This is a genomic window from Rossellomorea aquimaris, from assembly GCF_001877785.1.
GTDB lineage: Bacteria > Bacillota > Bacilli > Bacillales > Bacillaceae_B > Rossellomorea > Rossellomorea aquimaris_A.
Map to the genome: position 1 here is coordinate 249,274 of NZ_MINN01000117.1, position 23,754 is coordinate 273,027.

Sequence of the window (23,754 nt, forward strand, 5' to 3'; positions counted from 1 at the left end):
AATGGTAAATTAAGATAAGTTTAACTCATCCTTAACATTACCTTAAAAAGGAGCAGAACGATGGAAAATGGAAAAATCCTGATTGTCGATGATGAATTAGAAATATTGAATATGATCAAACTGGTGCTGCAGAAAGAAGGTTTCAAATCAGTTGAAACCTGCATGACCGGAAAGGAAGCCATCCAGTTAGTTGAATCGAAAAACTATGACTTAATCATACTGGATGTGATGCTGCCGGATATGTATGGATATGATATCTGTTCGGTGATCAGAAAGACATCGAATGCCCCCATCTTTTTCATTTCGGCCCGCAACACCGACCTCGATAAGTTAACCGGGTTTACTCATGGAGGCGATGATTACATCACTAAGCCTTTCAATCCACTTGAAGTGGCAGCACGGGTAAAAGTTCAATTGAATCGTTATCTTGCCTCTCAAGGGAACAGGAACGACGGTGAAATACTTGATTACGGTCATTTTAAACTCGATACAAGATCTGCCGAACTATGGGTCAAGGATCAACATATTCCCTGCTCCGCTCAAATCTACAATCTGCTGTTGTTTTTCTGTAAAAACCCGGACAGGATTTTTACAAAGGAACAGCTTTATCATCAAGTGTGGAAAGATGACCTGATGATGGATGATAACACCGTCATGGTTCACATCAGAAAAATACGCGAGAAAATTGAAGAGAACCCGAGCAGGCCCTCTTTTTTGATAACGATCAGGGGGCTTGGCTATAAACTTGTGAGTGAAAAGAGCAAAAAGCGATGAATGTAAGAAAAAAATTGACCGTCCATTTCTTATCACACTTCATCCTTATGCTGGTCATCATCATCATCTTGATTACCACCGCACTGGTTACTATGTCATTCATCATTTCCCGATCAGAGATGAAATCGGATTTCACGCGTACGTCAGATGACTATTTGGAACATGCCATTGTGATAGATGAGCATGAAGTAAGAATGAATCAAGACGTGAAAGATTCGGTCAAGAAGAAAGACGGATGGCTGCAGGTCCTCGATCAGGATGGACGGGTTATCGGACAGTACAACACCCCGGATGATCTGCCTGAAGAATATAATTTGAGTGACATTCTGGTACTGGAGGAAATGCATTACAGAACGAAACAATGGGAAATCAACACAACTAGCGGCACAACGAGCACAATCATTTACGGGGAAAAAGTACAGAGTCATGAACTATTGGATAAAGTGACTTCTATGGAGGACTTTCCGGTCATCACCAATGAAGTAAAGAAATACCTGGATAAAAACAATGCCTGGATACAGGTCTATGATTCCGAAGGAGAAATCAGCGATTATTATGGTGCTCCGGACAGCCTAAACTATTCGTTTAACAAACTGGTTAATAGTTTACAAGAACCATGGAATTCAAGATATGATGTCTCACTTTACACACCTGAAACCAGCAGTTCTTTATACGTAATCGGAACAGATAATCCATACCATTCCCGCCAGTCCATAACAGATGGGATCGTCAATCAATCATTTATCAAGGGGTTCTTGATTGTATCAGCCATCCTTATTTCGTTGATCGTTATCCTGGGCTTGTGGTACGGAAAAAAATTCGGCGTTCCATTATTACATACCCTTAAATGGATCAATGATCTATCCCAAGGGAAACATGCAAGCCCCCTCAATAAGAAAGGCAAAAGTCCTTTACTGAATAAATCAGGCAGATTAAAGAAGAAGTATTCTTTCTTTAAGGATGTCGTTCACTCTTTGGAGACACTCACATCAAGTTTACAAAAGAACGAACAGCTTCAGCAAAAGATGGACAAAACAAGGGAGGAGTGGATTACCGGGCTCTCACATGATTTAAAAACACCGATCAGTTCCGTTTACGGCTACTCCACCCTTCTCGCCTCCGATTCCTATACATGGACGCAAAGCGAGATCAATGACTTCGGGAAAATCATACAAGAAAAATCCCACTATATGAGTGAACTGATCGAAGACCTGAACCTCACCTACCGCTTAAAGAACGATGCACTGCCTCTTCATAAAGAGAAAGTAGACGTCGTGCCATTTCTTCAAAGCTGGATGGTTCAGCATCAATCCAAAGAAAAGCCCATCCATCTTGAAACAGAGCATGATCATGCAGATCTTGAAATTGATCTAAAATGGTTTACAAGAATTATGAATAATCTGGTTGTGAATGCCATTAAGTACAATCCTGCCGGTACTGATATTGTTATCAGGGTCGTACAATCTTCGGCAGCTTCTGTCATAAGCGTCGAAGACAACGGTTCCGGCATCGACCCGGAAACCATCCAGAACTTATTCAACCGTTATTACCGGGGAGGTAACACAAAGGAAAGTGATAACGGCTCCGGATTAGGTATGGCAATTACGCATCAGTTAGTAGAAGCCCATGGCGGGAAGGTGGAAGTGATGAGTGAACTCAACCGCGGAACCACTATCCGGTTGGTTTTTCCCCGCGAACAATAAAGTCAATACTACCAGCCTTTTTTGTGAAATTCCTATAAGACAGCCTTTGCGGAAATACGCAACAATTGTCAAAATCTATTGAATATAACATTAACTGGAATTATGATGTAGTTAACCAAAGGCCTTTGGAAAAAATTATATTTGATGGAGGAATTTCACAATGTTCTCAGCAATCTATAACGCACTTAAAGCACTAGTAAGCAAGATCCCTTGGAGTAAAGTGGCATCATTCTTATCATGGGCATATAATTTAGCGAAAGCTGCTGCAGGTAAAACATATGCACAAGCTACTAAAATCTTGAATTACATTAAAGCAAACCCAGGGAAGATCGTTGACTGGTTCCTTAAAGGATACTCTGTTTACGAAATCATCAACATCATTCTTTAAGATTTCCCCCTTATAACATATAGAGAGAATACCAGCGAAAATGAACCTTTCGTCTGGTATTCTCTTCCTTGTTGGATGAGAAAACACGGTGTATGATAAATTCACAGACTAATTAATACCATTTTTACATATAAAGGGGAATTGCGATCTTGACTATCTTACATATGGAAGATGTGAAGAAGTATTATGATGGAGAGTGTGTCCTCTCGATTGACTCTCTTACAATCGATAAAGGGACGATATGCGGATATTTAGGTAAAAATGGCGCCGGTAAATCGACCACCATAAAGATCTTGACCGGGATCCTCACCCCCGATGAAGGGAATGTTTATTTCCGGCATGAACCAATAAACTATAAGAATCCGCAGCATAAACAGTACATAGGCTATTGTCCCGACTATCCAGCCGTTTTTGAAAAGCTTTCCGTAACTGAGCATTTACATTTCATTTCGTTCTTATACGGCGTGACGGATATTCATGAAATCGAGAGAAAAATAGACGCTCATCTCAAGCATTTTGAAGTGGAAAAATACAGACATACACTAATAAAAAATCTTTCAAGAGGCAATAAACAAAAAGTTTCGATCGTCTCTTCCGTCATGCACGAACCTTCATTGTTGATATACGATGAACCGACTCTCGGACTTGATCCCTTAAGCATCAGGCAATTTAAGTCATTTTTAAAGGAATACACCTCCAACGGCGGAACCGTATTTTTATCCTCGCATTCTTTGAATATTATAGAAGAAATAGCCGATTCAGTCACGATCATCAATAATGGTTCTCTTTTAAAGAAGAATATATCTGTCAGCCAGCTTCAAGGAAATCTAACAAGCGTAGAAGATTACCTTATCTCTGTGGTAGAAGGACGGGAATAATCGAGATGAATTTCATCAAGTATTTAACGTTTAAGTATAAACTGACAAGTCAAAAACCTAAACAATCAAAAAAGGATGTCCTCACTGACATAATCGGATTGTCATTTCTTTTCCTGTCTCTGACCGCCATATTATACTTTATCATCAATGTCCTCCCCGACGGGATGCAAGGGAACATGAGCAAATACATATTGGCGCTTTTTGCTTTCTTATGTTTGATTTCAGTGTCGGCTTCTGTGAAAAAGTTTTACAAAGAGTATTTTTTTTCCGCTGAACGCGAGATTCTGCTTGTTGCACCAATCAAGCATTCCCAGATCATCATGGCCCGTTTCTTCATTGTTGCAATCGAGGTCTTATCTATCAACATCATTTTCATACTTCCATTTATTCTGGCAAATTACGCCGCAGGTAACATTTCTTTGGCAATCGTTTTAGTGACGGTCCCTCAGCTCATAGGCGGTTCAATATTCTTCAGTGCGCTGGCCCATCTGCTCTTTGCAGCGGCTTTCATCATCTCGAAGGGAAAAGGACTGAAAACAGCTGCCTATTCCATCATGACCCTTGCATCTGTGGGTGTGATTGCTGTCATCGTGTATGCCGGGAATTATAAACAATACCTTCTTGTTCAAAATGACTGGACGGCTAAGGTTCTTTATGTTCTGCTGAAATATCCTTCCCTTCTATTGGAGGGTTCAGCCGGCATAGCATCTGTCATGAAAATCTCACTGTTCATTATGATCAATGCTTCATTGTTTATCCTGCCAGTTTACTTAATAATGGCATTCTGTTATCAAAAGGGCATGCTCACGATCTCTTCAAAAGACCTGGAGAAATCTTTTTACTCGAATAAGGCAACCGCCGTAATTCATCGATTCATAGATAATTACTTTCTTAGAAAAGACTTATTGTATTTAATCAGAACACCTAAGTTATTTTCAGTGTATGTATCTCCCTTGCTGTTTACCAGCGTGATAGAATTCAAGAATCACTTTGCCTCATCGGGGGTCACGCTGACCATCCTGATCAATGTTTTTGCCTTGATCATTACAACGATGACGTTGAATATTGTGCTTTCAGATGACAAAGATCATCAAGATCTTTTATATACAATCCCCTTCAATTATCATGAATTTTTGAAGATGAGGAGCCGCCTTATACACACTCTGTCTTTCTTGATATCAGGTACATACCTGCTCATCATCATGCTCTTACAGCAGGTTGATGCGGCTGTTATCCTTTTTGCGATGGGGCAGCTGTTCATCCTCACCTATATTTCTTCAAGAGTATACCTATCCCGTCTCATGAAAAGGAATTGTAAGAAGTATAATGGGTACAGATACAACGGAGAATTGGTAAAACCGCTTTTCTACTATCTATTTGTATGGAACATCCCAATCCTGATCATGTTCAGCATTTTACATGTATATGTAAAAGAACTAGTTGAAAACCAATCTCTATCCAACCTTGCTGTAACCATTCTGATCATCACCATCCTGCTCATCATCGGAATGTTATATAAAAGCAACAAAACAACGAAAACTACCATTAAACATGAGGTGAACAAAGTATGGCAAACCTAGAAAAAAAAGAAAACAAAACAATCGGGCAACGGATAAGCTTGGCATTCACAATTTTCTGCGTCGTCTTTCTTATCGCAAGATTCACCGGATTATTAGACCCTGTCATCGAATTCTTTAAAGGGTAATGGAACAAGGGAAGGGGACAGGGGGACAGGTACCTTGTCCCACCTCACAAAATAAAAAGGGACATAAGGACAAGTACCTGCCCCTATGTCCCTTCATTAAATTAATTTGTAAAAGGGAAGGGACAGGGGGACTGGTCCCCTGTCCCTTTATTAATTTCCACAGAATCCTTCCTGTCAGACATTACGAACCCTCATAAGTAATTGGCAGATCCTTCTCAATAACGGGGCTGTCCTCCTATCCCTCATCCATCTGGAAAATGGGACACGGTCCCTGTCCCCCCGTCCCACCTTCATCAATCAAATAATAGCTTACTTACTTCCACTTTGTCGTAGTAGATGGTTCCGGTTGAGTAGGATGTTGTGTAGCAGATGACTCTCATGGCGGCGGCGTTTTCTGGTGCTTCTGTTGTGATGGAGATGGCCTGCCAATTATTCAGGCCGGTGCTCGTATGGACCGGTTTGTCTGAGATCGACCTTCCTTCTTCATCGTAAAATCTCACCATGAAGCTTCCCGTTCCTTCTTTGATGAAGAGATTTGCGGATGATTCAAAAACTTCCCCCGGTTCTGCCTTGATGCTGTCACTCATTAAAGCAACCGATTTATTTCTCGCGGTATCCGTAAGCTTCAGGCTTTGTCTGCCATGAGAACGTTCTTCTCCCGATACGGTATACTTCGCCTGATCATCCGTGTTGAACATTGAGGTCCACCCCGGGATCCCGCCGTCATCGACCGGCCGTTCAAATTGATGATTCGTTACCGTCATTTCTTCTTTACCAGATACCTTCTTCACTTCCATTTTATGAAGCATCGTCCGGTTTTCCCTCGAAGAGTAGTATAGATTTCCGTCAGGGCCGACAGAAAAATCATATACCCTGGCAATCTGCCTGCTTTCCAACGTTTCTGGATCGATGGCAGTCAGGTTCCCGCTGAAATCAGCATATAGAAGTCCATCCGACCACTCAAGTTCAATTTTATTCCACGCTGAAAGCGGAAGGGAATCATACAGCTTCCTGCTTTTAACGATTTCGAGCGTGTCAGGATCCATCGCAAAAATCGCATCGATCGAAGCCCCCCATAATAGTCCATCCGGTCCAAACGACAATTCACCAATGGCTTCCGGCTTTTCAAGGCCTTCAACCATTAGGGAAACCTCCCTGATCACTTCTTCCGTTTCTGTATCCCACACGAAAATTTTTGCTTCTTCCGCTGTCGGATCGGCTCCCAGCCCGCCATTGATGGTGGTAGAGCCGTACACTTTCCCATCCCTGTAGACGAGGCTGTTCACACTCTGATCCTCCACGACGTTTCGGAAGACCTCCACTTGACTCCCTTCCGCCGCATTTGGGTCATAAACCGTCAAAGCACCTCCCAGCTCCCCATAGAATGGGATGCTTCCTATATAGGCTTTGCCGTCCCCTTCTGTGATCGAGCTGATCCGATTCTGCTCCTCTCCGATAGTAAATAACTTCCTCGGATTGGAATCGGATGGCTCAAGCGCAGGATCGAACTCCCTGATGTCTCCTTCAGGATACACACCGAAGAGCAGCTTATCACCGAATGTGCCGATGCTGTCGCCCTGGCCCATATTGTAGACTTTTTTCTCCTTAGTCACGGGGTTATAAATCGCTCCCTTGCCTGTCTGCACCCCGGTGATATAGAGATTCCCATCCGGGCCCGTCTCTATTTTGTTCATCACATTCGCCGTCCCTTCAGCCAGGACAGGGGTAGTGACCGTCTTCTTAGTCTCCAGATTCAGGAAGGTAACGAACCCGCTGAAATTGATGGTGACAAGACTTTTGCCCGGCAGCTCAGGAGTGCCGAACTCCACCCAGTCGACACCGCGGAACCCGCTTTTATACGTAATCCCCGTGTCCTCGACCTCCAAGGTCCCGAGATCGAAAGTCTGGAGTTTATTTTCCGTATTCATAAAATAAACCTTTCCGTCCTCCGACTGTTCCGGAACATGAAGTCCGCGTGCTTTCGGGATGACTGCATCGAGCCATTCCCCTTCTTCTGTATCATAGACATAGGCATTGCTGGAAAGCTCATATCTGGCGAAAAGATAGCGGTCATCGACCTTATCCAGATCATAAATATGGCCGGACTCACCGATGGATGCGGCAATGTCTTCTTTTTCACCAGTAGACTTATTGTAATGAATGATTTTCCCGTGGCCTGTTCCGGAATACACATCGTCCCCTATGACAGCCAGGGACCGGATATATTCTTGTGATGACTCGCCGATCATCCGGCCGTAATCATCTACAGATCCGTCAGCGGGATCATACTCAAAAACTTTCCCGCTTGGGTAGGTCCCCACATAGATCTTTCCTTGTTCTGATGTAATGGAAAACGGGAAGGTCTCACCGGAAAACCTTGCTACAACCTCCGCACTGTCTGCACCCGGCGTGTACTTCCACAGCTTGGCACCACCGCCGATCGTCGCGATGTACAGGTCTCCGTTCGGGAGCACTTCATGTGCCCATGTATTCTCCGCCCCCTCTAGCGGAATGACCCGCAGCAGTTTCTCAGATTTGATATCAATGACATTCAGCTGTGCCGGCAGTCCCTTGGTGGTGGTATACATCACCGGCTTACCATTTTCAGTCCCGACCGCCCCGTTGAAGATACTGATCGCATCCATCAGCGGAGTCAGGAGTTCCTCAGACTCCCCGAAATAGGTGGAATCCAGTTTACCGGAGGTCTCGGCCCCAGCCCGTTTTCCATTCAAAGCTCCTGGCAGCATCAGCAGCAAAACCATGATTGTGATGAAGACTTTCTTCATTAAATACCTTCCTCCCTTTCATTCAGTAATGGCTTATCCATTTCAACCATAATGATACGGAAGGAGAGGCATGAAACCAATATTATATTTAGAAAATTTTGTAAATCTATAGCTGAACTATAGAGGAACCCTTACCGTTAAAGGGTTAGGAAGCATTGACGTAAAAGGGTCTTTAATTTCCACTCCCCTTACCTCAGGTTCATTAGCAGATAAGCTGCGCGGCAACGTTCCTATTTGCCTACCAAAATCCGGAAAAATTCCAATCAAAATAACTCTACTAATCCAAAACTCCCAACCTGACGAAGCCCCCAATCCTATCCCACAATACCTTTCCCCTCCAATCCCCCCTCCTCCACACACCCAAATAAAGACCCAATCGGGACAGGGGGACAGGTACGTTGTCCCACCTTCCTTATTGAAGAACCTATTAGTATACTAGAGATGGGACAACGTACCTGTCCCCCTGTCCCACTATGATTTTTGTGAGGAGTTTTGAAATGGATTATTCGGCAATTGGGAAGAAGATAAGGGAGTTGAGGAAGGGTGCAGGTCTTACTCAGGGGGAGCTGGCAGAAGGGGTTTGTACGCAGGCTCTGGTCAGCCGGATGGAGAAGGGTGATATCTATCCGAGTGCTGCAGCCTTGTATCAAATTTCTTTAAAGCTGGGTGTCGATGTGAATTACTTCTTTGAGATTGGCACAACCCCGCGCCTTGACTATGTGTTAGAGGTAGAAAAGCAACTGAAACGTCTGAGGGTGAATTTCAAGTTTGATGAAATTCTTGAACTTGTTAAGACGGAGGAAAAGAACCCTCTTTTTTATAATGATCCTGAAAAACTGCAGCTTCTCTACTGGTACAAGGGAATCTATGCTTTTGAAGTTGAAAAGGATGAGGAAGCGGCCTTTTTTCTGCTTAACGAGGCTTTTTACCTGACAGCCAGCCAAAAGAAAGCCAGGACAGAAAGAGAGATGGAAATCCTGCTGAGCATAGGGACAATCCATTCTTCCCTGCATCAACACGACGAGGCCCTGGATTATTATGATCAAATTGAATCCAGTCTGAAAGCGACTGAACAATTATATGATAAAACCATCAAGCCCCGTTTGTTCTATAATATTGCACGGGTGCTGACCCGCCTCGGGCAATACGATGAGTCGACCGTCTATTGTAAAAAAGCCCTAAACTGGTGCATCGAAGAAGAGCTTCTTTGGGGACTCGGAGAACTGAACTATCAAATCGGGTACAACTATGAGCTGGTCAATGAAACGGAAAAAGCAATACTTTATTTCACTCGTGCCCTTCATATGTTCGAGCTTCGCGGCAACGAGAAAAACGTAACATTCCTCAATGAAAAAATGTCCCGTCTCTGAATGGCGGGACAGGGGGACAGGTCCCTTGTCCCTGGTCCAAGAGCCTCTAGGATGAAATGGGACGGGGGGACAGGTTCGTTGTCCCATTCTCCCAGGGTTATCATTCGATTTCATTCTCAAATAATAACAACTTGGGACACTGTACCTGTCCCCCTGTCCCGCAAAAAAGAAGCACGAGACCCGGCCCGTGCTTCCATTCATCCCTATTTCAAACTGCCTGCAAGTTCGGTAAAAATGACCCCAAGCGCATAAGCACCGGCATCCGGATGCCCGAGACTACGGTCGCCGACTGTTCCGGCACGCCCCATCCGGGCAACTATGTCCTTCGTCTTCTCTGCACCTTCAACGGCAGCTTCGGCTCCTTTTACAAAAGCTGTCTTAAAGTCGCTGCCGGCTTCAGCACTTCCAGTCCAGGCATCTGCACAAGGCACAAGTGCATCCACCAGGGTCTTGTCCCCGACTTCCGCGCCTCTTCCAAACGAACGCTCGCCAGTACGCTGAATGCCTTCGACTGCATCCTGAAGCATGTCCGCAAAGTCAGAAACGGTCATCGCTGATTTATCACCGACTGATTTACCTGCAGCGCGGAATGCCGAGCCCCATATCGGGCCGGAAGCTCCTCCGCAATACTCCATGATGACGATGGAACATGAATCCAGGAAGCTGCCGATCGTCAGATTTTCCTGTTCAAGGATCGAATGCCATTCACGTTTCAGCTGTCTGAACCCCTTGGCGACACTCATTCCGAAATCACCGTCACCGGCATGGGAATCCAGTTCACAGAACGGGACTTCGTTCTCGATGATCACTTCGCTCATTTTATCCACGAGGTAAATCATATTTTCCAACGTTACCTCGTCACCCTTGATCACTGCATATCCTGCCGGTGTCTCCACCTCAAACGAAACAGGTCTTTTCACTTCAACTTCATCCCCACTCTTGTATTCCACTGCAGGCACCGGCCCGTCAACTCTGAACGCAGGTGCCAGAGATTCCTTCGACAGTAACGTTTTCAGTTCATCATCCAGTTTCATCACCGTCAAGGAAAGCCCGTCCATATCAATGCTCGTCATATAATTGCCTGCAAATGAACGGTTGATGCGAATCCCTTTTTCAGACAAAATTCTTGCCGCCGCATTGTTGTATAGGTAAAGTTCCTGAAGAGGCGTCCCGCCAAAGCCGTTCACCAGCACAGCCACTTCGGAAGAATCATCCATCTTCAAATCTTTGAGAATGTCATCGACCATCCGCTCTGCCAGTTCATCTGCTGTCGCCATCTTGTCCCGCTTGATGCCGGGCTCTCCATGGATTCCGACTCCATATTCAATCTCGGCATCACCCAATTCGAAAGTAGGAGACCCGCTTGCCGGAACGGTGCATGAAGTCAAAGCGATACCGATACTCCGCACGTTGGCCGCTGCTTTTTCAGCGACGGCCTTAATTTCGTTCAGTCCCATTCCTTCTTCCGCAGCCGCCCCTGCGATCTTATGTACAAGTACGGTTCCGGCAACACCTCGGCGTCCGACTGTATAAAGGCTGTCCTCAACCGCGATGTCATCATCGACCTTCACATAATCAACAGGAATGCCATCCTCTTTAGCCATATGGGCGGCATTCTTGAAGTTCATGATATCACCGCTGTAATTCTTGATGATCAACAGGGTTCCTTTTTCATTCGCCGTTGCTTTGATCGCCTGGTAAACCTGAATCTGGGACGGTGAAGCAAATACGTCTCCGCATACCGCCGCATCGAGCATCCCTTTCCCGACGAGCCCCGCATGTGCCGGCTCGTGGCCGCTGCCGCCTCCGCTGATCAAGGTCACCTTATTTTCATCCAATTCCTTTTTCTTCATAATCTTATACTTTTCCAGAAATTCAAGCTCCGGGTGGGCAATCGCCATCCCCCTGCACATTTCCGTGACCAGTGTGTCTGGATGATTGATGATTTTCTTCATTTGAGCGTCCTCCTCTGATTTAGTACGCGTCTTGTTCATTCTTCATTTAGATACTTCTCTCACCCCTTAAAATCTACAAGGGGTATTCTCTGTCATCTTAAAATGAAAACGATTAAAAGTAAAAGAATTAGGCCTTGCGCGGGACAGGGGGACAGGTACACTGTCCCGGTACTAACTTGGTACAGGCGCTGTACCAAGTTAGTACCGCTGTACCTGTCCCCCCGACTCCCGCCCGTTTTGGGACATGGTACCTGTCCCCCCGTCCCACTTCCATTCGCCCCTCTCATCAAGTACAATTAAGCCAAGAGAAATTGCAAGGAGGACGCTGTGTGATTACGATTAAGGAAGTGGCCAGGAGGGCGAATGTTTCGAGCGCGACGGTTTCTCGGATGCTGAATGAATCCGGGTATGTGAGCGAGGAAGCGAGAGAAAGGATTCTTAAAGTAATAGAAGAAACAGGGTATGTGCCGAGCGAGAATGCGAAGTCGCTGCGGACGAAGAAGACGAAGGTAATCGGGGTGATCCTGCCGAAGCTCGGATCCGAGACGACGAGCAGGATGGTCAACGGCCTCGACCGGGTTCTGGCTGAGGAAGGCTACCAGATTCTACTGGCGAATTCGAATCTGGATGCCGGCAAGGAAATCGAATTCCTGAAGCTTTTGAAAAGCAGGGACGTTGAAGGAATCGTCCTGTCTGCCACCAATACGAACGAACAGCTGGTGGAGGAAATCCAGAAGCTGAAGGTGCCGTTCGTGGTCGTCGGCCAGGATATGCCGGGCACCCCGTCGGTTGTGTTCAATGAGATCATGGCAACAGGAGAGATGATAGATTACCTCATCGAAAAAGGTCATGAAAAAGTGGCGTTCATCGGTGTTAGCGAATCCGACCGTGCCGTCGGGCTGATGAGGAAGAAAGGATATCTTGCCGCCATGGAGAAACATGGACTCCCAATTGAAGAGAATTGGATCCAGACAGCTGTTTTCGATGTCGAATCCGGCTACGGGGCAATGAAAAACATCATGGAATCATCCTCCACTCTCCCGACTGCGGTGTTTGCCGTGACGGACCGACTGGCGATCGGGGCGATGAACTACCTGAAGGAAAAGGGACTCAAAATCCCTGAGGACATCGCACTTGCGGGGGTCGGAGCATCCGAGCTGTCCCAATATGTCACACCTCCCCTCACGACCATCGATTTTCAATACAACAAAGCCGGCCGGGAAGCAGCCAACCTGATCCTGTCGATGATCAATCAAAAGAAAATACCGACGAGTAAAATTGTATTAGACTATGGACTCGTGAAAAAAGATAGTGTATAATTTCAGTATGTAATCGATTTCATAACGTTATGTCGTATGTGGAATCGATTACACTACTAACTTTAACTATGTATTGGCATCTAGAGACCGGTACTTTTATTTTTATCTGGTGTGGAATCGATTACACATCCACCCCACCAGCACTCTTATTCTTTTTACCTATGTATGGGCATCCAATCAGCCGATGCATTTATTTTCAACCGATGTGAAATCGATTACACACATGAACAAAGGAGGAGAAACAATGTCAGAGAACAGAAAGATTGCAGAAGAAATCCTGGCCGGAGTCGGCGGCGAAGAGAATATCCTGTCTGTCGCCCATTGTGCCACCCGCTTACGAATCATGGTGAAAGACAAAGAAAAAATCGACCAGGAAGCAGTTGAAAACACGGATAAAGTGAAAGGCGCCTTCTTCAACTCGGGCCAATACCAGGTCATCCTTGGAACCGGAACGGTCAACCGCATTTATGAAGAAGTGAGGAACCTGGGAATCGCCGGTTCGACGAAAGCGGAGCAGTCGAAGGAAGCCGTGAAAAGCGGCAGTGCGTTCCAGCGCGCGATCCGCACATTCGGCGATGTCTTCGTACCGATCATCCCGGTGCTTGTGGCAACCGGTCTCTTCATGGGACTTCGCGGACTCGTCATGCAGGAGCAGATACTCGCACTATTCGGCATGACACCGGATGACATCTCGGAGAACTTCCTATTATATACGCAGATCCTGACTGACACGGCATTCATCTTCCTGCCAGCACTGGTCGCATGGTCGACCTTCAGAGTATTCGGCGGAACCCCGATCGTCGGGATGGTCCTCGGATTGATGCTCGTCAGCCCTTCATTGCCGAACGCATGGGGAGTCGCAGGCGGAGACGTGCAGCCGCTTGAATTCTTCGGATTCATCCCTGTCGTCGGCTACCAAGGTTCCGTCCTCCCTGCCTTCATCGCCGGGATCCTCGGGGCAAAACTGGAAAAGCAAATACGCAAGCGCACGCCTGAAGCACTCGATTTAATCGTCACGCCGTTCCTGACACTGCTTGTCATGATCACACTGGCATTATTCGTGATCGGACCTGTGTTCCACAGCTTGGAGAACGTCATTTTAAACGGTACAATCGCAGTTCTTGAATGGCCATTCGGCATCAGCGGATTCCTGATCGGCGGACTCAACCAGATCATCGTCGTCACCGGGATCCACCACATTTTTAACATGCTCGAAATCCAGCTGCTCGCGAAATACGGAAACAACCCTTATAACGCGATCATCACCTGCTCGATTGCAGCACAGGGCGGCGCGGCACTGGCAGTCGGCCTAAAAACGAAGTCCAAGAAACTGAAGGCACTGGCGCTTCCGTCTTCCCTTTCAGCATTCCTTGGCATCACAGAACCAGCCATTTTCGGGGTGAACCTGCGCTACGGCAAGCCATTCATCATGGCACTCATCGGGGGTGGAGTCGGAGGATTCCTCGCTTCCATCATGGGACTGAAAGCAACGGGCATGGCCATCACCGTCATCCCGGGAACGCTGCTCTACCTGAACGGGCAGATCCTTCAATATATCCTGATCAACGTTGTTGCGATTGCAGTGGCATTCGTGCTGACTTGGATGTTTGGATACTCAGATAAAAAAGAAGCTTGATTTTATAAAAAGTTGATAGAAGCAGGTTAGTGGGGTTCACTTGCCTGCTTTTCTTTTATAGGGGCCGTGTTTTGGCGTTTTAATGGCCGGAATTGGGCGTTTTATGGCCGGATTCTTGATTTTCTCGATTGTTTTTTGTTCAATCAGGCGTTTTGGTGCTTCGTTACGGCGTTCAAGCCTGTAATGAGGAATTTCCGGCTGGCCCCGAACGACCATGATCCGTTTTATTATCGATAATCGAAACTTTATTATCGAAATCAAAAGATTTATTTTCAAAAATCCGGGTTCTTTTATCGAAACCGTTGATCCTTTTATCGATTCGGATCCCATATCAGCGAAACCAATGTAACATTTTCAACTAAACCACTTATCGTCGATTCTTCCCGCGCAAGGGAAAATCTCTTTCACGAAAGGAATTTGACAAGCATGAACAGATACACCGAACCAAAGTACCGCACGATCCTCGATGCAAAAGAAAATGAGCTCGGGCAGCTGCAGGAAAAATCCGCGTCTTCCGCCTGGAAGCCTGCGTATCATATCCACCCCGGCTACGGGCTGATGAACGATCCGAACGGCCTCGCTTACTACAACGGGGAATACCATGTTTTTTATCAATGGTATCCATTCGGCCCCACTCACGGAATGAAGCACTGGGCGCACGTGAAATCAAAGGATCTGCTGGATTGGGATAGGCTTCCCACGGCCATCGTCCCTGTCGAAAACTACGAATCACACGGGGCCTATTCAGGGGCATCGATCGAAGTCGACGGGGAACTGTACCTTTACTATACCGGCAACATCAAATACAGCGCCGAGGAACGGTCGGCGAACCAGTGCCTCGCGATCATGGACAAGGATGGCGTGATCCGCAAGTATGAGCAGAACCCGATCATCGAGGGCGTTCCGGAGGGGTATACGGGGCATGTCCGCGACCCGAAGGTGTTCATGAAAAATGACACCTATTATATGCTGCTCGGTGCCCAGCGATCCAACCTGACCGGCGCCATCATCGTCTACGAATCAAGCAATGCTCGTGACTGGTCATTCAAAGGCGAGCTGGAGCTGGAATTGAACCTGCCTGACACCTGCTACATGCTAGAATGCCCGGACTATTTTGAATTGAACGGGCAGGATGTATTCGTGGTTTCACCTCAGGGACTTGAGGCCGGGAAACATGCCTATCAGAATCTTTATAATGTAATCTATGTTCTTGGCAAAATGGATATCGAAAACCTAACATTCAAGGTCGAGAGCCATCATGAACTGGACAAAGGCTTCGATTTCTACGCCCCTCAGACCTTTGAAGGAAAAAACAAGGAGCGCCTCCTGTTCGGCTGGGCCGGCATGGGCGAGATGGATTACCCTTCAGACAAGGAAGGCTGGGCGCATTGCCTGACGATTCCGCGAGAGCTTGATGTCGTGGACGGCAGGCTGATTCAGAAGCCGGCAAGGGAGCTTGAGAAACTTCGGTTGGAGCCGGCGGAAGGCGAGTTCAGTCTGGATCAGGGAAGTACAGGAATCAGTACCGGGTCTGATCAGTACGAGCTTGTACTTTCCTTGGAATCAATAGAATCTGAGATCTTTGGTTTGCAGCTGTGCTCATCTGAAGCTGAAAGACTTGTACTGGAGTTCAACCGCACGGAGCAAACCGTCACTTTAGACCGGGAGAATTTTGCGGACGCATTCGGCGCGGAGCATGGCTTTGAAAGAAGCTCAGACCTTGAAATCGGCGACTCTGTTGAACTCCAGATCTTCGTTGACCGCAGTATTGTGGAGATTTTTATCAACGGAGGTAAAACGGTATTCACTGCGAGGGTCTTCCCTCATAAGGAATCAACGGGGATCAAAGTGTTTGCGGACGGGAAAATGCGAGGTACGCATTCACACTATCGTTTGGTTAGTAATCAATCACTTTAAGGTGAATGGGACAGATAACTTGTCCCATTCTTTTTTTATATTCCTTTTAAATTGAAATTTTTACTAATTGTAGAAAAAAGTTGAATCTTGTACTATACTGTATGAAAACTATGATTAGTAGACTCATTGCTATCCAAAGGAGCAAATAATATATGATCACGTTATCTCTGATAATCGTCCTGCTCGCTTCTTTATGCACCTATATCGGTGTCAAGCTCATTATTCCCGTTGCAATCAAAATCAACTTTGTGGACAATCCCAACAACCGGAAAGTACATAAAAAACCCCTCCCTATGCTTGCAGGGGTGGTTTTTACAGGGATCACCCTTACAGGGATATTCTGTTTTTATCGGCTGGATTTTTTAACGTTGAACGAAACCCTGACGCTGGCGGCAGCCATTATTCTTTTAAGTACGATCGGATTCATAGATGATTACTATAAAACCAAGTCAAAAGACTTTTCACCCTTCCCCAGACTGCTGGTCCAAACCATCGCTGCATTCCTGGTCGTTCAATTTGGGGACTATGTATCGCAGATCGATATTCCTATATTAGGTTATATGGAGCTCTCGCCTGTCATAGGGAAGCTGTTTACAATGGTATGGATCATTTTCATCATCAATATAATCAATTTCATGGACGGTCTGGATGGTTTGGCAGGCGGAATGGCCGGTATATTTTCATTCACCTTCCTGATCACCTCATTATTGATGAATCAGCCCGTTTCTGCATTCCTGTCAGCCCTCATGCTGGGAGTTGCGATCGGCTATCTGCCTCATAACTTTTTTCCCGCAAAAATCATTATGGGAGATACAGGCTCAACATTATTCGGATTCATGATAGGGGCAATTTCAGTGATCGGAGCCATGAAGACCATCACTCTCATCACGATCAACATCCCTCTGCTCATATTGGCGATCCCCATTTTTGATACGATTTTTGTATTTTTAAAAAGATTACGGCAGGGCAGATCCATCTTTCAAGCCGATAAACTCCATTTACATCACAGACTGTTGGATTACGGGCTGTCACAAGTCCAAGTGGTCATGCTCATCTACTTACTATGCATCACCACAAGCGCCTCAGCCATATTCATATTGCTATCCTTATAGGGACAGGGGGACAGGTCCCTTGTCCCTTCCGAAACCAAGGATTCCCCTTTCCCCTGCAAAACGGGACGGGGGGACTGGTCCCTTGTCCCTCTGCCCCTGATAACCGTGCTTGATAATCAGTTTTTACATCTTTAATGGGACACTGTCCCTGTCCCCCTGTCCCACACAAAAGCCCGTCCCTTTTACACGAAGGGACGGGCTTTTATCATTTATTTGATTTCTTCCAATAACTTATAGGCTTCTTCTTTTGTCTTCACTTTGAGCAGCTTGTCGCGGTACTCTTCATCCATGAGCTGACGTGACAGGAGCTGAAGGATTTTCAAGTGCTCATTCCCTTCACTTTCCTTAGGGACGGCGATCATGAAGATCAGTTTCGCATCGGAACCGTCGAGGCTGTTCCAGTCCACGCCGTCCCTTTTGATTCCGAAGACGACACTTGGTTTTGTGACGGCGCCGGACTTGCCGTGCGGAATGGCGATGTTCATGCCGATTCCGGTTGTGCTTTCTTCTTCACGGTTCAGAATGGCTTCTTTGAATGCAGCGGCAGACGTGATACTGCCGGTTTTGTTCAGCAACTGGATCATTTCGTCGATGACATCGTCGCGGGACGACCCTTCGAGATCAATGTTGATCAGATCCAGATTTGTAATGTCTGTCAGTTGATTGATTTTATCTACTTCTGTAACTGTCCTCTCGATCTCTCCCTCAACCGGTTCGGGCTGAACCCCCTGACTTTCCATACTCTCTTCAGCACTTCCTGCTCCGGCCAAATCCAAAGATCCTTCTTCCTGAACATCCTTCTTCAACAAATTCACCACCACGGCCGTAACGAGCGAACCAACAATCACGGCAACAAAGAACATCAGCACATTATCGACCGCTCCAAGAACTGCGACGATCGGTCCGCCGTGGGCAACCCTGTCCCCTACATGGCCAAGCATGGCAATGACGGAACCCGTCATCGACCCGACCATGATGCTCGGGATCACTCGCAGTGGATCCTGCGCTGCGAACGGGATCGCCCCCTCTGTGATGCCGAACAGTCCCATCGTAAACGATGCTTTGCCTGTTTCCCGTTCAGCAGGCTGGAATTTCTTTTTACCGATGAAGGTCGCAAGTCCAAGACCGATTGGAGGGATACAGATGGCAGCCGCGATCGGCCCCATGATTTCATAGTTTCCCTCCCCGATCATGGCAGATCCAAATAGGAATGCGACCTTGTTGACCGGACCGCCCATGTCAAAGGAGATCATCGCTCCGAGGATGAGCGCGAGCAGAATGGAGCTTGTCCCCTGCATGCCTGCGAGCCAGTCCGTCAGCACGGTGAACACGCCCGCTACGGGAGCCCCGATCAAGAATACAAAGGCAAGACCTACGATGAGCGATGCGAACACCGGGATGATGATGATCGGCATGATTGGCTGGAGCGCCTTCGGTACCTTGATTTTCTTAATATAAAGGGCAACATAACCTGCAAGGAAACCGGCGATGATCCCGCCGATGAATCCAGCCCCTGCTTCACTATCGTAAAAACTTCCATTCGCCGCGATATAACCGCCGACTACACCGGGTGCCAGCCCCGGCCTGTCTGCAATGCTGTAGGCGATGAACCCGGCAAGGATCGGCACCATGAAGATAAAGGAAGCCCCTCCGATCGCTTCGATGCTTTTCCAGAACGAGTCGTCAGGAATGGCGAGCCCGCCCGGCGTCTTATCCCCTCCAAGTGTCAGCGCCACGGCTATCAGCAATCCGCCGACAACGATGAACGGAACCATGTAGGAAACCCCGTTCATCAAGTGGCGGTAGACCGGGTTCTCCTTCTTCTCACTCTTGCCCGCCGCTTCTGCAGAACTCGATTGATGGACAGGCACATCGCCGCTCATCACTTTCTTGATCAGCTGCCCGGGCTTGCGGATTCCGTCCTGCACCCCGGCAACCAACAATTTCTTGCCGTGGAATCGGTCTTTATTGACTGTTTTATCGGCGGCAATGATGATGCCGTCCGCTTCTTCAATGTCTTTCTTTGAAAATTCGTTCTCCACCCCGATCGATCCCTGGGTTTCGACTTTTAACTGGACGCCCATCTCTTTCGCTGCCTTCTCAAGGTTTTCAGCAGCCATATAAGTGTGGGCGATACCGTTTGGACATGATGTGATGGCTAAAAGTTTCATCTCTGTCTCTCCTTTTTCGTAATCGCTTACATTTACTATAACGCTTGATTGTCAGTTTAAAAGGAGCAACTTTTACCGGAGGCTGCGGTAAAATGGCAAAAATAAAAAAGGCTCTATACACCGCTATTGATTTCCGTGCAAGACTTCGCTTTCCGCGGGTAGCCCGTGAGCCTCCTCGGCAAGCCTGCGGGGTCTCACATAAGCTACTCTCCCCGCAGGAGTCTTCGTCTTGCACTCCAATCAACCGCTGGAAAGAGCTAATATCTAACTGTACATTCTACCTAAAAACCCGAACAGGTTTGCATGCTTTAAGGCAAATCAGTTCGGATTTTATCTCTTCAAAATCCATTAAATTTTGAAAGAAGCTGCAAGCGGTCCTTCTCTTTTAAAACAGATTGAATCCTGTCCGGGTCCTCACTTAACAGCGAAATCTCCCGGAACAGCCGCTTCACCTTTTCCTGTTTATCATCGCGGACTGCCAGCAGGAAGACCAGTGACACTTTCTCCGCACCCCATTCGACCGGTTCCGTCAGGGTTCCGATAGCGATGACGGACTGCCTGATATATTTGGGATTTCCGTGCGGGATCGCAATCCCTGCCCCCACTGTCGTAGCTGCCAGCCTTTCTCTGATCATCGCGCTTTCGGTATATTCCTTTTCCACATATCCCTTTCTAAAAAGGTCCAGTGACAGCTTTTTGATGATTTCATATCTATTCGTTTCCTGGAGATGAGGGAATACGAGGAACGGGTCTGTGCAGCTTAAAATCATCGATTTTCCGCTTGATTGCGGCGCTTTTCCGAGCTGACTGACCATTTCAACAAGCCGTTCCTCATCAACCTTATCAAATAAGGGAGACACCACAATATAAGGCTTCCCTGCAGCTTCCAGAGAGATCGTGCTGATGATAAAATCAACCGCGCGGCGCTTCAAGAAGGCCTGCAGCTCAGAATGCGCAATGCAGTCTTCCACCTGTACCGTCTGGAATTTCCGCTCAATCTTGGTTCTCAGCAATTGTGACATCCCGATCCCCATGTGACAGACGATGACCGCTTTTTTCACTGCGAGATGCTTATTTTTGAGCCTCTCCAGTGACGCCTGGAAATGCAGGGTCAGATAAGCTGCTTCCTCCTCAGGTATCTCCAGCGGCAGTGTTTGGTTCATCTCCTCGATTGCAAAAAGGATTTGATCAAACAGATAGGGATACATCTTTTTGATTTCCTGCAGCATTACGTTCGAAACCGGCAGCCCGTGCTTCAGCCGATTGAGGGTGGAATGCAGATGGACCCGCAGTCCCTCCAATAATTCTTCATCATGATTAAAATGAACCGCGTGCGTTCTGGACAACGAGTTAACCATAGCCGTGATGACTTTTGAAAGAAGTTCGTCAGTCCCGTCTGACTCAACCTCGTTCATCTGCAAAAATTTACCGCCAAGGAAGTGCAGCGTCAGATATGCCCTTTCCGAATCCGGAAAACGAATGGAAAAAGCCTGCTCCATTCTATCCAGTAATTCACCCGCCCAGCGGTATTCTTTATGCCCTTTTAAAGATTCGACCTCTTCATCCGGCATCGCAATGAACTGCTGGAGCTTGGTCCGCTTCAACATCAGAAGCGAGTGGAGGACAATCCGTTCAAAGGATTCGTCCGTGAAAGAGAGGGCATATTTCTTTTGGAGATCCCTCATCCAGGCGGTGATTGAAGAGATTTCATGAGGAGAGAACTGATTTTTAATAAAATCATTATTTGTATTCACAAGCTCAGGCAGGCGGGCCAAGGCCGAACGCTTATCCTTTTCCGTCCCCTCAAGCGTCAGTCCGATCCTCTGTTTCGTCTCCACAGTCAGATCAAATGAGCCCAGCCAGTTTCCAAGCAGGTCCAGATCTTTTTTTATAACAGACTTGCTGACATAAAATTCCGCTGCAAGTTCCCCAACCGTAACGGCACTCGGGCTCATCAGCAGCTCAAAGGCAATCTCGATCAGCCTGTCCTCTTCTTCCATGCGGTTTTCTTTTGTACCGTTTATATAAAGATCTCGATAGATCTTACTCTTATCGTTTTCATCCACTTCCAGGCAGACACCCAGCCCCGGCTTCCTCACCAGCGCCGCCGAAGAATACCCCTTCAGCTCCGCTTCAATCACTTTCAAATCATTCCTCACCGTCTTCTCAGAACAATTCAATTCTTCGGTGATGTCCTTCACAAGCAAGAACCGATTCGAATGACGCAAAAGAATGCCCACCATTTCCTGCTGTCTATCGTTCATGATTACACCTACTTTACGAGCCGCGGAGACAGATCCCGCGGCTCACTTCCACATCTTTTTCCTTTTAGTCGACCTGGAACCGCGGGGTCAGGTCCCTTGCCAGAACCACGGCAGAGAACCATAGGGACAGGCACGGGGACCACGCTGCAGAACCACGGTGACAGGCACCGTGGTACATTTCCCCTCCTTATCCCCTCTAATCGACGACTCTTGCCACCGGACCGTGACATTTCTGACAGGATCCCTTTAATGTGAACTGGGAATTCGTGTACTCGACTTCATAGTCCACGATTGTCGTCACCCCGCATTTCCTGCAAAAAACATTCGATTCAAGCTTCTTTCTTATTCCCGGTTCTAAGGATTTCCACCTTTTAAATGCTAATTCATCCGCCATGATTTTCACCTCGTAAAGTTCTTTTAAGGAAAAGTATATAGAAGTGGGGTGGGTGATTCAATTATTAGGGACAAAAACCATGGAGACAGGCACCGTGTTTCACGTTCTTAAAAAAACCGAAGGGACAGGTATGGTGGCTTAATCCACGATACCTGTCCCTCACTTTTCTATTTTAACAACCTTACAATCTGCTCCACCGTGGTGCGCACCTGCTCTCGGGAAACCTCTTTCAAAAGAGCCTTCTCAAGCGTCCGGCACTCGGTCTGAATGGAGAACACCGCGTCCAGATACTGATTGACTTCTTTCAAATCCGTATCCACCCGGCCGGCAATCCCAATCACTTTCTTGCCGTGCTTCTTGGCTAGCTTAGCGACCCCTACAGGGACCTTTCCCATAAGGGACTGGCGGTCGAGGCTGCCTTCCCCGGTAAAGATCACGTCGGCAGCTGCGACCTTTTCTTCCAGTCCGGTCAGTCCGGCAATTGTTTCAACACCTGATTGAAGCCTGCCTTTCAACCCGGCCACGATTGCACCGCCGAGTCCGCCGGCTGCACCGGAGCCTTCGACTGATTGGAGGTCGACACCGTACTTACTATTGAAAATTCCGGCCAGATTCCGGAAGGCTGCATCCAATTCAACAATATCCTCGTCTGTTGCCCCTTTTTGCCTGCCGAAAATATGTGCTGCTCCGTTTTCACCGTAAAAAGGGTTGGTGACGTCGCTGGCAATGGTAAAGGAGCATTCTTCAAGTTCGAGTATTTTTTCCTCATCCGTGAAGGAAGCCACCTTCAGTAACGGATTGTCTTCATTACCGATCAGAATGCCATCTCCATCATAAAACTTCCAACCAAGCGCCTGCAGCATCCCGACCCCGCCGTCATTCGTGGCGCTTCCGCCAAGCGAGATGACGATATTGCGGTAGCCGTTCTTAACGGCATCCTTAATCTGCTCACCAAGGCCATAAGTGTTGGTTTTCATTGGATTCCTCAGTTTAAAAGGGACAAGAGGAAGACCGCTGCTCCGTGCACTTTCAATAAAAACAGTATCCTCATCCAATACAGCATAGAGGGCTTTGATCCTATTCATAAGCGGATCATGAACAGAAGCTTCCCTTTCCTCACCGTCCATCCCGGCGAGCAGCGCATCAATCGTCCCTTCCCCGCCGTCCGCCATCGGGGAATTCTCTATCTGTGCATCAGGCATCGCCGCAAGAATCCCTTCCCTCGCAGCTTCCCCAACCTCAAACGCCGAAAGCGAATCCTTAAACGAATCAGCCGCAACCAAAAACTTCATCTCCACACACTCCTAAGGGACAGAGGGACAGGTACCGTGTCCCAAAATCCATCTTGAAAATAGGCAGGTGGGACAGTGTACCTGTCCCCG

At 47.2% G+C, this 23,754-nt stretch carries 17 protein-coding genes; 10 read left to right on the plus strand and 7 right to left on the minus strand.

Translation table 11 applies throughout. The features are described 5' to 3' along the window. Positions 1-60 precede the first annotated feature (60 nt). The 5 genes from BHE18_RS17875 to BHE18_RS17895 all read left to right on the plus strand — a co-directional run bounded on the left by BHE18_RS17875 (position 61) and on the right by BHE18_RS17895 (position 5,323). A complete protein-coding gene (locus BHE18_RS17875) occupies positions 61-774 on the plus strand; it encodes a response regulator transcription factor (protein ID WP_071619862.1) in 714 nt (237 codons plus the stop codon). Then, positions 771-2,477, plus strand: a complete 1,707-nt coding sequence (locus tag BHE18_RS17880) for a sensor histidine kinase (protein ID WP_071619863.1) — start codon at positions 771-773, stop codon at positions 2,475-2,477. Before BHE18_RS17875 ends, BHE18_RS17880 begins: the two co-directional genes overlap by 4 nt. 160 nt (positions 2,478-2,637) lie before the next feature. Further along, positions 2,638-2,865, plus strand: a complete 228-nt coding sequence (locus BHE18_RS17885; RefSeq protein ID WP_071619864.1) for an AMEP412 family response elicitor — start codon at positions 2,638-2,640, stop codon at positions 2,863-2,865. A gap of 149 nt (positions 2,866-3,014) precedes the next feature. Then, complete coding sequence (locus tag BHE18_RS17890; RefSeq protein WP_071619865.1) at positions 3,015-3,743, plus strand: ABC transporter ATP-binding protein; 729 nt, start codon at positions 3,015-3,017, stop codon at positions 3,741-3,743. A gap of 5 nt (positions 3,744-3,748) precedes the next feature. After that, a complete protein-coding gene (locus tag BHE18_RS17895) occupies positions 3,749-5,323 on the plus strand; it encodes an elicitor-associated permease-like protein (RefSeq protein ID WP_071619866.1) in 1,575 nt (524 codons plus the stop codon). A gap of 418 nt (positions 5,324-5,741) precedes the next feature. On the opposite strand, the gene BHE18_RS17900 is transcribed toward BHE18_RS17895, so the two are convergent. Further along, complete coding sequence (locus BHE18_RS17900; RefSeq protein ID WP_071619867.1) at positions 5,742-8,234, minus strand: WD40 repeat domain-containing protein; 2,493 nt, start codon at positions 8,232-8,234, stop codon at positions 5,742-5,744. A gap of 497 nt (positions 8,235-8,731) precedes the next feature. Here BHE18_RS17900 and BHE18_RS17905 point away from each other — a divergent pair, with 497 nt between their 5' ends. Continuing rightward, on the plus strand, positions 8,732-9,604 hold the full coding sequence (locus BHE18_RS17905; RefSeq protein ID WP_071619868.1) for a helix-turn-helix domain-containing protein: 873 nt from the start codon (positions 8,732-8,734) through the stop codon (positions 9,602-9,604). A 203-nt stretch (positions 9,605-9,807) separates the two neighbouring features. Here BHE18_RS17905 and dhaK read toward each other — a convergent pair whose 3' ends face one another. Further along, positions 9,808-11,559: a dihydroxyacetone kinase subunit DhaK gene (gene dhaK / locus BHE18_RS17910; RefSeq protein WP_071619869.1), complete on the minus strand. Its 1,752-nt coding sequence runs from the start codon at positions 11,557-11,559 to the stop codon at positions 9,808-9,810. Between the two features lie 329 nt (positions 11,560-11,888). On the opposite strand from dhaK, the gene BHE18_RS17915 reads away from it, so the two are divergent. Beyond that, a complete protein-coding gene (locus BHE18_RS17915) occupies positions 11,889-12,878 on the plus strand; it encodes a LacI family DNA-binding transcriptional regulator (protein WP_071619870.1) in 990 nt (329 codons plus the stop codon). A gap of 244 nt (positions 12,879-13,122) precedes the next feature. After that, entirely contained in the window at positions 13,123-14,514 is a 1,392-nt protein-coding gene (locus tag BHE18_RS17920; RefSeq protein WP_071619871.1) for a sucrose-specific PTS transporter subunit IIBC, read from the plus strand. 36 nt (positions 14,515-14,550) lie between these two features. On the opposite strand, the gene BHE18_RS17925 is transcribed toward BHE18_RS17920, so the two are convergent. Next, entirely contained in the window at positions 14,551-14,790 is a 240-nt protein-coding gene (locus tag BHE18_RS17925; RefSeq protein WP_141771929.1) for a hypothetical protein, read from the minus strand. Positions 14,791-14,940: 150 nt separating this feature from the next. On the opposite strand from BHE18_RS17925, the gene BHE18_RS17930 reads away from it, so the two are divergent. Beyond that, a complete protein-coding gene (locus tag BHE18_RS17930; protein ID WP_071619873.1) occupies positions 14,941-16,431 on the plus strand; it encodes a glycoside hydrolase family 32 protein in 1,491 nt (496 codons plus the stop codon). Positions 16,432-16,583: 152 nt separating this feature from the next. Continuing rightward, positions 16,584-17,543, plus strand: a complete 960-nt coding sequence (locus tag BHE18_RS17935) for a glycosyltransferase family 4 protein (RefSeq protein ID WP_071619874.1) — start codon at positions 16,584-16,586, stop codon at positions 17,541-17,543. Between the two features lie 209 nt (positions 17,544-17,752). On the opposite strand, the gene BHE18_RS17940 is transcribed toward BHE18_RS17935, so the two are convergent. The 4 genes from BHE18_RS17940 to BHE18_RS17960 form a co-directional block, all read right to left on the minus strand. Beyond that, a complete protein-coding gene (locus tag BHE18_RS17940; RefSeq protein ID WP_071619875.1) occupies positions 17,753-19,714 on the minus strand; it encodes a fructose-specific PTS transporter subunit EIIC in 1,962 nt (653 codons plus the stop codon). Between the two features lie 338 nt (positions 19,715-20,052). Then, complete coding sequence (locus tag BHE18_RS17950) at positions 20,053-21,978, minus strand: BglG family transcription antiterminator (RefSeq protein WP_071619877.1); 1,926 nt, start codon at positions 21,976-21,978, stop codon at positions 20,053-20,055. A gap of 196 nt (positions 21,979-22,174) precedes the next feature. Continuing rightward, positions 22,175-22,372: a hypothetical protein gene (locus tag BHE18_RS17955; RefSeq protein WP_071619878.1), complete on the minus strand. Its 198-nt coding sequence runs from the start codon at positions 22,370-22,372 to the stop codon at positions 22,175-22,177. Between the two features lie 167 nt (positions 22,373-22,539). Next, positions 22,540-23,664, minus strand: coding sequence for a glycerate kinase family protein (locus BHE18_RS17960; protein ID WP_071619879.1), 1,125 nt, complete (start codon positions 23,662-23,664; stop codon positions 22,540-22,542). Between the last annotated feature and the right edge of the window lie 90 nt (positions 23,665-23,754).